General features: G+C 30.5%; 15 protein-coding genes and 2 pseudogenes. 7 read left to right on the top strand and 10 right to left on the bottom strand.

Annotated features, from left to right (window positions below; translation table 11 throughout):
- Nucleotides 1-637: 637 nt before the first annotated feature.
- Nucleotides 638-1,051, bottom strand: coding sequence for a universal stress protein (locus CD034_RS00205; protein ID WP_000278297.1), 414 nt, complete (start codon nucleotides 1,049-1,051; stop codon nucleotides 638-640).
- A 13-nt stretch (nucleotides 1,052-1,064) separates the two neighbouring features.
- Nucleotides 1,065-2,516, bottom strand: coding sequence for a SulP family inorganic anion transporter (locus CD034_RS00210; protein WP_000229534.1), 1,452 nt, complete (start codon nucleotides 2,514-2,516; stop codon nucleotides 1,065-1,067).
- A gap of 113 nt (nucleotides 2,517-2,629) precedes the next feature.
- Between CD034_RS00210 and CD034_RS00215 the strand changes: the two genes are divergently transcribed.
- Both CD034_RS00215 and CD034_RS00220 read left to right on the top strand, forming a co-directional pair.
- Nucleotides 2,630-3,172, top strand: coding sequence for a recombinase family protein (locus tag CD034_RS00215; RefSeq protein ID WP_000873696.1), 543 nt, complete (start codon nucleotides 2,630-2,632; stop codon nucleotides 3,170-3,172).
- 13 nt (nucleotides 3,173-3,185) lie between these two features.
- A complete protein-coding gene (locus CD034_RS00220) occupies nucleotides 3,186-3,371 on the top strand; it encodes a hypothetical protein (protein ID WP_000938699.1) in 186 nt (61 codons plus the stop codon).
- A 2-nt stretch (nucleotides 3,372-3,373) separates the two neighbouring features.
- Here CD034_RS00220 and CD034_RS00225 read toward each other — a convergent pair whose 3' ends face one another.
- Complete coding sequence (locus CD034_RS00225) at nucleotides 3,374-3,982, bottom strand: recombinase family protein (protein WP_000635273.1); 609 nt, start codon at nucleotides 3,980-3,982, stop codon at nucleotides 3,374-3,376.
- 131 nt (nucleotides 3,983-4,113) lie between these two features.
- Nucleotides 4,114-4,692 (bottom strand): recombinase family protein, encoded by a 579-nt coding sequence (locus CD034_RS00230; protein ID WP_001829991.1) that lies wholly within the window; start codon nucleotides 4,690-4,692, stop codon nucleotides 4,114-4,116.
- A gap of 221 nt (nucleotides 4,693-4,913) precedes the next feature.
- On the opposite strand from CD034_RS00230, the gene CD034_RS00235 reads away from it, so the two are divergent.
- The 3 genes from CD034_RS00235 to CD034_RS00240 all read left to right on the top strand — a co-directional run bounded on the left by CD034_RS00235 (nucleotide 4,914) and on the right by CD034_RS00240 (nucleotide 6,330).
- The gene (locus tag CD034_RS00235; RefSeq protein WP_002487367.1) at nucleotides 4,914-5,216 is read left to right on the top strand and encodes an ArsR/SmtB family transcription factor; all 303 of its coding nucleotides are present in this window, start codon (nucleotides 4,914-4,916) and stop codon (nucleotides 5,214-5,216) included.
- A gap of 100 nt (nucleotides 5,217-5,316) precedes the next feature.
- Nucleotides 5,317-5,625: an alcohol dehydrogenase catalytic domain-containing protein gene (locus CD034_RS11315; protein WP_002487380.1), complete on the top strand. Its 309-nt coding sequence runs from the start codon at nucleotides 5,317-5,319 to the stop codon at nucleotides 5,623-5,625.
- 45 nt (nucleotides 5,626-5,670) lie between these two features.
- Nucleotides 5,671-6,330, top strand: coding sequence for a zinc-dependent alcohol dehydrogenase family protein (locus CD034_RS00240; protein ID WP_002487369.1), 660 nt, complete (start codon nucleotides 5,671-5,673; stop codon nucleotides 6,328-6,330).
- On the opposite strand, the pseudogene CD034_RS00245 reads toward CD034_RS00240, so the two are convergent.
- From CD034_RS00245 to CD034_RS00255, 3 genes and pseudogenes are all read right to left on the bottom strand, one after another.
- Nucleotides 6,282-6,536 (bottom strand): annotated as a pseudogene (locus CD034_RS00245) (hypothetical protein); the annotation flags it as partial. The gene CD034_RS00240 and the pseudogene CD034_RS00245 overlap by 49 nt on opposite strands.
- Before the next feature lie 4 nt (nucleotides 6,537-6,540).
- A pseudogene (locus tag CD034_RS00250) lies at nucleotides 6,541-6,903 on the bottom strand (CorA family divalent cation transporter); the annotation flags it as partial.
- Nucleotides 6,904-6,934: 31 nt separating this feature from the next.
- Nucleotides 6,935-7,549, bottom strand: a complete 615-nt coding sequence (locus CD034_RS00255; RefSeq protein ID WP_002487365.1) for a TetR/AcrR family transcriptional regulator — start codon at nucleotides 7,547-7,549, stop codon at nucleotides 6,935-6,937.
- Between the two features lie 165 nt (nucleotides 7,550-7,714).
- On the opposite strand from CD034_RS00255, the gene CD034_RS00260 reads away from it, so the two are divergent.
- The gene (locus tag CD034_RS00260; RefSeq protein ID WP_002488417.1) at nucleotides 7,715-8,992 is read left to right on the top strand and encodes a YhgE/Pip domain-containing protein; all 1,278 of its coding nucleotides are present in this window, start codon (nucleotides 7,715-7,717) and stop codon (nucleotides 8,990-8,992) included.
- 197 nt (nucleotides 8,993-9,189) lie between these two features.
- On the opposite strand, the gene CD034_RS11080 is transcribed toward CD034_RS00260, so the two are convergent.
- Nucleotides 9,190-9,285, bottom strand: a complete 96-nt coding sequence (locus tag CD034_RS11080; RefSeq protein ID WP_000889979.1) for a type I toxin-antitoxin system Fst family toxin — start codon at nucleotides 9,283-9,285, stop codon at nucleotides 9,190-9,192.
- A gap of 224 nt (nucleotides 9,286-9,509) precedes the next feature.
- On the opposite strand from CD034_RS11080, the gene CD034_RS00265 reads away from it, so the two are divergent.
- On the top strand, nucleotides 9,510-10,070 hold the full coding sequence (locus CD034_RS00265; protein WP_103288017.1) for an LOG family protein: 561 nt from the start codon (nucleotides 9,510-9,512) through the stop codon (nucleotides 10,068-10,070).
- Between the two features lie 270 nt (nucleotides 10,071-10,340).
- Here the strand turns inward: CD034_RS00265 and CD034_RS00270 are convergent, their stop codons facing one another.
- Together CD034_RS00270 and CD034_RS11100 are read right to left on the bottom strand one after the other, a co-directional pair.
- Nucleotides 10,341-10,904 carry a GNAT family N-acetyltransferase gene (locus CD034_RS00270; protein ID WP_103288018.1) on the bottom strand — a complete coding sequence of 188 codons (564 nt, stop codon included), beginning with the start codon at nucleotides 10,902-10,904 and terminating at the stop codon, nucleotides 10,341-10,343.
- Nucleotides 10,905-11,190: 286 nt separating this feature from the next.
- On the bottom strand, nucleotides 11,191-11,334 hold the full coding sequence (locus tag CD034_RS11100) for a hypothetical protein (RefSeq protein ID WP_172457891.1): 144 nt from the start codon (nucleotides 11,332-11,334) through the stop codon (nucleotides 11,191-11,193).
- Nucleotides 11,335-12,129 lie beyond the last annotated feature (795 nt).

Consider the following 12,129-nt stretch of genomic DNA (forward strand, 5'->3'; position numbering starts at 1 on the left):
TTTTGGAGTCGATTCTTCGGTAATTAAAAATGAATATAAAAGGTGTATCAAGGGAGTATAAATCTTTGATACACCTTTTATAGTGATGAAACTTCTGATAATCATCGATTATGTTAATTACTGTCAGATATTAGTTGAATAAACTCCAGGAGATATACATAACTATATATAATGGAGATATTATTTTTAGTTATATTTAGCATATTTAAATAATGTTAATTTATCTGATAAAATAGCCTCACCATACTTTTCAAACCCTAAAGATTCATAGAAGTGGTAATTTCTACAATTTTTATGAGGAGTATAAACGGTCTATTTATTTTTATTAGTAAATTTTTCGAAAATCATTTTCATAGTTAATTTACTAATTCCATTATTCTGTTCATTTTGAGAAATGAAAATTTTATATAAATGTTGACTATTATGTTTTCTTTAATTTCAAATGCGCCAACTATATTTTCTTCTGAAAAAATCGTAGAGTGTTGATTTGTGGTTATATCGTGTTGTAAGTCTTCCAAAGTTTCACAATATGGACTCGTTAAATACAATAATCCAACCATAATAGAAATTTTTGGTTTTCATCTATTATTCACCTCTAAAATAAAACTCAATCCGTGAAAGGATTAAGTTAGACAGACTATTTTACAATAACAACGGGAATTTCTGAACGTTTTGCTACTTTGTGACTGACGCTACCTAACACCATTTCTTGCAAACTATTTAATCCACGTGTTCCTAAAACAATAGCTTGAAATTCTCCACTATTGGCAACTGAAACAACTGTGTCCGCAGGAACACCATGTGCAATTTTCATTTCATATTTTACATTATGCTCTACAAATAACTCAGTGATATGAGAGAGTTTGTCTTCTCTTTCATTCGTCAAACTGGAACTTTGTTTACCATGTAAAACATCTGTTTTCGATTCCTCAACATCTACAACTGTAAGAATAGTAACAATCGTATTATCATCTATAAAATTTAAAACCTCTTTTGCTGAACGCAAACTATTCTCTGATCCATCTGCTGCTAATAAAATTGATTTATACATAAATAACGCTCCTTTAGTTTAAATGATTTTCATTTAGTTGGCTTAACTCTGAAACAACTTTATGACTATCTGAATTTAATTTTTCTATACGAACAATATTATTTTTTTCTTCGAATTTTCGTACTATCGTGTCAATTGCATCTACTGCAGAATCATCCCATAAGTGTGCATTATTGAAGTTTAATTCTATGGTACTATTTTCAATCTCAAAGTTTATTTGCTCCATCATAGAATCAATAGAAACAAAAAAGATTTGTCCTTTAAAAGATAATCGGTTTATTTTACCGAACTCTTCAGAAATAACTTCTACTTTTGAAATTTTAGTAGCAAAGAATAAAGCACTGAAAACAACGCCTGCAACAACACCTAAAGCTAAATTATGCGTCATTAAAACAATAATCACTGTAATAAGCATAACGACTGCATCCGTTTTTGGTGCTTTCTTAATATATTTAAAGGAATTCCAATCAAATGTACCAATAGAAACCATAACCATAATACCTGCTAAAATTGGCATTGGAACTTGAACTACAAGTCCTCCAAGTACAATAATCATAAATATAAGTACAATACCCGCTGTAAATGTAGACAATCTACTGTTTGCACCTGATTTAACATTGATGACGGATTGACCAATCATGGCACAACCTCCCATGCCACCGAATAATCCGGTAATCATGTTAGCGATACCTTGACCACAGGACTCTCTATTTTTACTACTATAAGTGTCTGTAGCATCGTCTACAATTTTAGCTGTAAGTAAGCTCTCAACTAAACCTACAATAGCCATAGATAAAGAGTAAGGGAAAATAATTTGAAGAGTTTCTAAATTAAAGGGAACATTAGGGATTAAAAAGTGAGGGAAAGCTTGTTTGATATTACCTAAATCTCCCACAGTTCTAACGTCAGAACCTGTATACATATAAAGGGCAGTCAATACGATAATAGCTATTAATGGTGCAGGTATAGCTTTAAAAAATCTTGGAATTATATATACGATGAGTAACGTTACAATTACATATATATAAGTTGAAATTGATATCCCAAAGATATGTTCTATTTGAGACATAAAAATCATGATTCCTAGAGCATTCACAAAACCTATCATGACAGAACGAGGTATAAATTTCATTAGACGACCTACTTTAAGAAGTCCTAAAATTAATTGAATTAACCCCATCAGTATAGTAGCAGCTAGAAGATACTCTACACCGTAATCTTTCACAAGTGGCACAATTAATAAGGCAATAGCCCCTGTTGCACCTGATATCATCGCCGCTCTACCACCTACAATAGCAGTGACGACAGCAATAATGAACGAAGTATATAAACCAACCATAGGATCTACACCAGCAATGATGGAGAATGCGATAGCTTCAGGGATTAAAGCTAAGGCAACTACAATACCTGCAAGTATATTTTTGCCTGGCTGGTTAAGCCATTCATTTTTTAATTTTTCAACCATAACTTACTCTCCTTTTTATTTAATTATATTGTAAAGTATATCAGAAAAGTTTCATATGTATACCCCTTAATGAAACTTTGTGTTAAACTTTAGCTACAGGGTGGTGCAATTAAATGAAATACGGTTATATTAGACCCGTTACAATAAACGACGATTTAAATGAACAAAAAAAGAAAATAGAAACTCATACAAATGAAATTGTTGAAGAAATTCATGCTAATAATAAGAAGAGGAATATATTAGATGTTCTTTTAAATGAAAAATTAGTTCCTGGAGATATGTTATACGTTACGGATTTATGTATTCTTGCAGATTCTACGAAACATTTAGTAGATATATTAGATTATCTTTCTCAGGAGGATATATCTTTATATGTTATTAATTTAAATCGTTACATTTATAAAGACATCAAAGGTGAATTTATAGAGATATTACATGATATCACAGACTTTCAAAGTGATATTGTTAAATTTAGAACTCGTGTAGGATTAGAGAATTATTCAAAAGATGGAAAAACTTTAGGAAGACCAAAGCGAGATGATAAAAATCTTAGAGATGCTATTGAAATGTATATGAGCAAAAAATACACTTTAGATGAGATAAAAGAACAGACAAACATAAGTAGGGCAACTTTGTATCGTCATCTAGATAAATAAGAGGTGATGAACGTTGTTACAAGATATAGTCTATAAAGTATTGTTATCGATTCGAGAAGAAAATAGCGTAGATTTTAAAACGTTGGATGTGAGTGAAAAACCTTTTCTATTAGCACTTGAGAGCGTAGCAGGGGAAGATTTAGCACAAAAAATTTCTAAATTTCAAATAACTATACATAAAAGGCTTTTTGTTTTATAAAATTAATGTTCTGTTCTTTCCCTTTTGATTCTATAAATTGTTTGACGTGTAATACCCACGTCTTTGGCTATCTTACTAATAGATTCTCCTTTATTTAGTAGCTCAATAACACGATGGTAAACAATTCTCTTGTGAGGATTTTTAGCATTAGGTGAATATAGTAAAGGGCGTCCTTTATACACACCTTTTTCTTTCGCAATTTTAATCCCTTGCGCTTGTCTACGTTTACTTTCATTTCGTTCTTGTTCTGAAACCATTGCTAATATTTGAATGATTAAGTCTTTCATAAATTTATCTAATAATGGATTGCCAATGACTTCGTTCATCATAGGTAAGCTAGTAATCATCAATTGAACTTCTTTGTCTTTTAAATAATTAACGGTATGAATCACTTCATCGTAATTACGACCTAAACGATCAATAGATTCTACTATAAACCGATCCCCCATTCTTACAAAGTTAAGTGCTTCTTGAAGTATTGGTCTATTTTCAATAGATTTCCCAGATTGTTTTTCTATAAATATTTTTTCAGCACCAAACGTCTTTAAATTTTCGAGTTGTCTTTCTAAATTTTGTTCGATTGATGATACTCTCGCATAACCAACAATCATTGATTTTCACCTCACAATTAATTATACACACTAATCATACGTTTTAGTTACTATAAATTCAATAACTACATATGTATGATTAGGGTGTATCCTGTCTAACTTTTATCTTTCTTAAAACTCAGTAATATTTTTTATTTATCTTTATTTTCTTGGTTATTTAACTTATTGAGATAACGATAGATTGTTGTACGTGAAACTTTCCATTGCTCTGCAATAGTTTTAATCGGGGTTCCATTATCATAAAGTGTTTTGAGTAAAGTCAAATCTTGTTTATTTAATTTTTCGGGTCGACCTCCATAGCGTCCTCTAGCACGAGCTGCCATTCGCCCCGCTGAAGAACGTTCTAAAATTAAATTACGTTCAAACTCTGCAAATGCTGCGAATAAATGAAATAACAATTGTCCTGTAGAACTTGATTTATCCATTGTTATATTTTCTTCTAAACTATGAAAACTCACGCCTCGATTATTAAGTTCATTAACTAATGTGATTAAATCTTCCATGTTACGTCCTAATCTATCTAGTCTCCAAACAACAATCGTATCTCCTGACCTCGCAAATTCAATAGCTTTATCTAAACCAGGACGTTTACTTCTTGATCCACTTATATGATCGCTAAATATCTTTTCACAACCATATTGATTTAATCGATCTTCCTGCAAATTCAAATTTTGCAAACCAGTTGAGACTCTTGCATAACCTATTTTCAAAATACAAACCTCCTATGTAGATTTTCATTGTACCATAACTTAATTCTAACCATATTTATGAACATAGATTTTCTGTTGGGTTATTGAACACTAAAATATGTATACTAGCTATATATCTAGATATAAAAAGAGAGTGTACAGAAAATGGTTATTTTCTGGACACTCTCTTAAAGTAAAAAAACATATTGACATATCGCTTTTCAACGATTTATTATAGATATATGGAAAAATTAGAAGTTTTTAAAGCATTAGCTAGCCCCACTAGAATTCAAATACTAGATTGGTTGAAAGACCCTGAAAGTAATTTCGGTGATCAGGAAGGTATTGATTTAGTAAAAATAGGCGTTTGTGTCAGTCAAATTACAGAGAAATTAGATATGACACAGTCTACTACATCACAACACTTATCTATATTAAACAAAGCAGGACTTATAGAATATAAACGTCTAGGAAAATGGACATATTATAAAAGGAATGAACAAGTCATTAAAAATATAGGTAAAGTAATTGAAAAAGAACTATAATTAAGTTCTTTTTTTACACTTACACATCGTCATTTAACTATATAACGATGTGAGTGCTTTATAACTTTTTCCATAATACTAATGAATAGGAGTTTTAATAATGAAAACATGGCAATTAGAAAATTTTGGTTTAGATAACCTTAAACAAGTTGAACTAGAGAAACCCGAAATTACAGAAGATCAAATTTTAATTAAAGTTAACTCTGTATCACTTAATTATCGAGATACTGCAATTGTAGAAGGTGTATATACACCAGATTTACTCAAATTCCCTTTTATTCCTGTCTCAGACGCTTCAGGGGAAGTTGTAGAGATAGGCTCTAATGTTACTAAGTTTAAAAAAGGAGATCGTGTCACATCTCATATGTTCACAACTTGGTTAGAAGGTAAACCAAAAGGTGATGAATAATTAAATGCATTAGGCGCTACTGTTAACGGTGGGCTTTCTGAGTATATGGTATTAAATGAAAATGCTACTGTTTTTTCTCCTGAAACTTATACAGATAATCAATCATCTACACTACCTGTTGCAGCATTTGTGAATTGGTTCTCATTAGTTGAGTATGGAAATATTAAAGCAGGTGATAAAGTTCTTGTTCAAGGCACAGGTGGTGTTTCTATATTTGCAATTCAAATAGCATCAGCATTAGGAGCAGAAGTTATTGTAACAAGTAGCAGTGACGAAAAATTAGAAAAAGCTAAAGAACTTGGTGCCTCTAAAGTAATCAACTACAAAACGCACCCTGATTGGGAAAAAGAAGTCCAAAAATTAACAAATGGTAAAGGTGTAGAACATATTGTAGAAGTGGTCGGCGGGTCAAGTATTGCAAAATCTATAGAAGCTTTAGCTTTCCAAGTGCATATATATGTTGTTGGTTTTCTAGAAAATATGGAAGCAGAAGTTAATTTATTCTCATTGCTTGCTAAACAAGCAAGAATCCAAGGTATCAATGTAGGACACCATAGAGCATTTGAAGATTTCACTAAAGCTTTAGATCAAATAAATATAGATCCTGTAATTGATACGGTTTATTCATTTGATCAAGCAAAAGAAGCATATGAACATCAAATGAAAGGCGCGTTTGGTAAAATTGTTATAGATTTTAATAAATAGCCCCTATTTTCTATATTAATAATTATTTTATGAAGAGGCTGGGACATAAAGTTCTTGGATAAGTAAATAAAGACAATTTCTATTGAAATAATATAGAAATTGTCTTTTTTATAATTTTTTTGATTATTTTCAGTTCGTTGAGCTGTTACTTTTCTTATATTAAGTGCCATTAGCACAAATCCTAGTTCTCTTTTAGCTTTATCTATCCTTATCTTGTCGCGCATAATTTTCTAAAAATTCATTTTCAGCATCACAGATTGTTAAAATGAGTCCTTTTCCAATAACAATACCTAATGGAATGGTAACGAATAATAAGACACGACGATTGGTTGAACTGACGATGGGTAAGTCAATAATGATAAATGAGTAACCTGTGTCATCATCATATTCGATACGTGCACTTTCATCCGCATCTAATGGATCTCGGATAAAATCTTCAGGTAAGTTATACGTTTCTATTAATTGTTCAATTTATTCTCTATCAGGTTCTACAACATTAATCCATGATGCAGAGTGGTCTAAAGTCGTTTCAACGATGTCGTTGTTTGTTGAATGTTTATATGCAGTTAGCATGGTTAATGATTCCTTTCATATTCATTTAGTCTCAGTTGGATTGAGTACGTTCATAATGATTTTGGATCATAATACGTAGCGGCCCATTATAAATGATATTAAAAATATGTTTGGTTAACTCATTTACAGAGAGTCGATGATCATCCTGTACCCAATATTTGATAATTGAAATGGTAGCACCTGAAACATAACTATGAAAATACATTTCAGGAATACCATCAATCTCATGATTAATACTAATATATTTTTGCATATTTTCTTTCATTAAGGAATGAATTTTTTCTTCAAGTCTACTTTTACGTTCTAGCTGAAGAATCGTATGATAAAACTCCATGTTATCAGAGATATGTTGTAATACCTTAGTCAAAACATTATTTATAAAATCTTCAGCGGTATTTTCTGGTGAACTAATATCGAGTTGATTAAATTGAGTCGATGTCCAAATTTGGGATATACATTCATCTTCCATATCGGTTAATAACATGTATTTATCTTCATAATGTAAGTAAAATGTACCACGATTAATATCTGCTTGATCTGAAATATCTTGAACAGTAATTTTGTCGAGGTCTTTACGCTTTAAAAGGTCAGTAAAAGCACGCTTAATAGCTGACTTCGTCTTTCGTATTCTCCTATCTTCTTTCATAAAATATCGACCTCCTAATAATAAATAGACAAAAATGTACAATCTGTTCAATAACATACAGTATTTGAATAATTGATTATTGTTTATTTTTGACTATCTCATTATAATTTACAATGTATTAAATATTCAACAAATTGTTCAATAAATTGTAGGAGGTTAGATTTCATGAATATTTTTAAAAGTAAACTATTATGGCTTGCACCTATTGCAGCGATATTATTATTAGTTATTTTCTCTTTGGCATTTTATCCAGCGTTTAATCCAAAACCAAAACAATTGCCAATAGCCGTTGTAAACAATGATAAAGGTGTAGACATTCAAGGTAATAAAGTAAATATCGGGAAAAAAATTGAAGATAAATTAATGGATAGTGATTCTGATACAGTTAAATGGGTTAAAGTTGATAAAGAATCAGATATTAAAAAAGGTCTTAAAGATGAAAAATACTATGGGGTAGCTATTTTTAATAAAGACTTTTCTAAAAATGCAATGAGTAAAACACAAAAAGTAGTGATGGATAGTAAAAAGGCAGAAATGAAAGAAAAAGTTGAATCAGGTGAAATCCCTGCAGCTGCCGTTCAACAAATGCAACAAAAAATGGGTAACCAAAAAGTTGATGTGAAACAAGCAACATTTAAAGCTATTGTAAATAAAGGTGCAAGCTTGCAAGCAGCTACGATTACTGGTAATGTGCTTGATGGCATGGGTGATAATTTGAATAAACAAATTACATCACAAAGTCTTAGCACATTAGAAAAACAAGACGTTAAAGTGAGTGCCTCAGATATTAAAGGCATTACAAATCCTGTTAAAGTTGATAATAAAGAAATTCATAAAGTTAAAGACCATCAAGCTGGCGGTAATGCACCGTTCTTAATGTTCATGCCAGTATGGATGGGATCACTTGTAACATCTGTATTATTATTCTTTGCTTTCAGAACAAGTAATAACTTTAAAATTCAACACAGAATTATTGCATCATTAGGCCAAATGTTATTAGCTGTAATCACAGCATTTGCTGCAAGTTTCGCTTATGTGTACTTCATGCATGGTGTATTAGGATTTGATTTTAATCATACAAACCGAGTAGCACTCTTCTTAGCTATTTCAATACTTGGATTTATCGGATTAATTCTAGGTATTATGGTCTGGTTAGGAATGAAATCTATTCCAATCTTTGTCATTTTAATGTTCTTTAGTATGCAATTAGTCACATTACCTAAAGAAATGCTACCTAAAGCATATCAAGGTTGGGTTTATAAAATTGATCCATTCACACATTATACAAATACCCTTAGAGAAATTATCTACATGGGTAGTCATATTGAAATGAATTCAACTATATGGATGATGATTGGCTTTATTATATTTGGCGCAATATCTAGTTTAACTGCAGCTATTGTAAGAAAACATAGTAATAAACGTACTGAAATTCCATCATAAGAATTTAATTTTATCCCTCGATTTAGCAGATTGCTATTTAACATATTTCTTCTGATTGATTAAATTATCACAAGAAGTAATTTTGCATTTCTCCACTAACCAGTGTTATAATATGATTAACAAGAATTCTAGCGTGAATACACCAATCCCCTCACTACGGCAATAGTGAGGGGATTTTTAGGTGTGGCTATAGTCGCCTATTTATCGTTGCGATTACGTAGCCAATGCGTAAATAACGCAACAATACAACCACTGATGACTGTGGTCGTGATGTGAACAAGAATTTCTAGCATGAATAACACCTCCTCTCTGCGTCTAAATTTGACGCCTGAGAGATAGGCGACCTGTATATTATATCATCTCTTAATATGCGATAATAGTTAGCTTCCGATAAGTCATTTTATGTTATATCTTTGCTTATTTTTATAGTATCAAGACAAGAAGAAACTCGTTTCAAAACCAACTCCAAAACCATTATTTTTTTGATAAAATAAAAAATAAAAAAGGAGTAATAAAAATGAATATTATAGTCTATTGTGGAGCTAGCAAAGGAAACAAAAAAGAATACGAAAATAGTGCGATTCAATTAGGAGAATGGATAGCTAAAAATAATCATACTTTAGTATTTGGTGGCGGAAATGCAGGACTAATGGGAACAATCGCAAATACTGTAATACATAATAACGGAAAAACAATCGGTGTAATGCCTACGTTTTTACAACAAAGAGAGTTAGCTCATGACAGATTAGACGAACTAATAATCGTGGAAAGTATGTCAGAAAGAAAAGAAGTTATTTTAGAAAAAGGCGATGTATGTATAGCTCTTCCCGGTGGTCCTGGAACTTTAGAAGAAATCACTGAAGTTGTATCATGGTCAAGAGTTGGTCAAAACAACAACCCATGTATTTTTTTTAATACAAATAATTATTATTCACTTATCGAACAATTCTACGATCAAATGGTTTCAAACGAGTTTTTAACTCAGGAAGATAGAGATAAAATACTATTCTCAAAATCATTCCAAGAAATCGAAGAATTTATAAAAAACTATAAAGCACCAAAAGTTAGAACTTATTAATCAAAGTTGCTTTATTCCAATTGCTTTATTGACGTTGAGCCTCGGAACCCTTAACAATCCCAAAACTTGTCGAATGGTCGGCTTAATAGCTCACGCTATGCCGACATTCGTCTACAAGTTTAGTTGAGGGTTCTTCTCAACTTCAATAAATTTTCTCGGCATAAATACGTGGTCTATTTTTTCTTTTTCAAATCATATTTCTTTGACTCTTCTTTAGTTTCATCACTTATATCAAGACAAGAAGAAACTCGTTTCCACTCGTTTCAAAAATCAAAGTTTTTCGTCATGCAAATTTATAAAATATATATAATTATCAGTCCATTCCCCAAACTCATATATAAAACCTTTTCTAGTACATTCAAATTCAAAGCCTAACTTTTCTAATAATTTAAATGACGGCTCATTATCCAAATTTACGTGCGCTTCAAGTCTATGAAACCCTAATTCTTTATTAGCAATATCCAAAATTTTTAACATTGATTCAAAAGCATAACCATTATTCCAAAACTGATTATGTATATAAAAACCACACTCACCCCATTGAAAATTCTCCCTTTCAATAGTTACTATGTCTATCATTCCTAAATGTTTACCTTTTTTATCAAAAATAGAAAAAATATAAATCTCATCATTCTCAAATAATTCTCTATGCTTTTTTACTAAATTATTGAACCATTTTTTATCTTTATCAGATAAATTTATTCTACCTTTATCGTGTCTATATTGTGATTTTTTTCTCTCAGAAAAACCTAAAAACCAAGAATCATAATCCGAAAAATTTAGTGGTCTTATACTCAAACGATCGGTATTAAAATTACAATTTTCAAAATCCAATTAATCCTCTCCATTTTTTCTAACTGCAATTTATTTTGCTTTATTCCAATTGCTTTATTGACGTTGAGCCTCGGAACCCTTAACAATCCCAAAACTTGTCGAATGGTCGGCTTAATAGCTCACGCTATGCCGACATTCGTCTGCAAGTTTAGTTAAGGGTTCTTCTCAACTTCAATAAATTTTCTCGGCATAAAAGGATAACAAATCTAAAAATTTAAATAAAAAATATCCAGATTCAGTTTATAAACCAAATCTGGATATTTTTAAAAATTATTTATTTTTAAGTTTATTTATATCCAAACGCTGATAAAAAAGCGTCTAATAATTCCACGCCACTATGTTGAATATTAGAAAGTTGTTGACCAACAAAAGCAATGAAATTATCTTCAACTCCAGAAATACTATCGATAAAATTTTTCAATTCTTCCACAAGAAAACCTCCCTCTAATCTTCTACATTTCTAATCTAGCACATGTTTGTAAATGTGCTGTTAAGTTTTTAGTAATCTAATATTAAATATAAAAAATAAAACATTCGAAAACTTAATTAAAATTGTAATACCTTTATTTGCAATTTTAAGATACTTTTTAGAGCATTTAGAAATATTTATAGAATAATAAACAGGTTAAAAAGTAATAGGAAAAATAGGATTTGGATAAAAAAATCAATCCTATTTATAGGATTGACGTCGACTGAAGCCTATGAAATCAACAAAAATAATAGTATTCAGACAATTTAAAGTGGTCTTGTAACAATTGTAAATAGTATGCAATATTAAGGTTTATAACGTCGATCAATTTCTATTTAATATTAACTATAAATATTGTTATATCAATGTTTATAATGATTTTAAAAGGAGCACTTAATCAAGGCGAGCATAAGATAATCCTTCAGCTATGCTGAATACCACTTAAGGTGGTACTGGATTTCCTTATGCTCATGTCAAATACTATTTGAAAATCCTATTATGTTTGTAATATTTCCAAAAACAAAACGTGCTTTAAGACAAAAGTGGCTATTCTCTTGTTCACTTTTTACTTTAAGTGCTTATTTTTATTTTCAAAATAAGCATTGTTAGTAAAATAATTGGAGATAAAAAAAGAGAAAACTAAGTAAATATCTTTACTCAGTTTGGGATAGAAAAAATCAAATTTAAAATTACATTCGACCTATGTCTTGAACATTAACGACTTACTTTTTGTTTATGATGTATATCAATTGAATC

Origin of the sequence: Staphylococcus hominis subsp. hominis (assembly GCF_002901845.1) — a bacterium.
Classification (GTDB): Bacteria; Bacillota; Bacilli; order Staphylococcales; family Staphylococcaceae; genus Staphylococcus; species Staphylococcus hominis.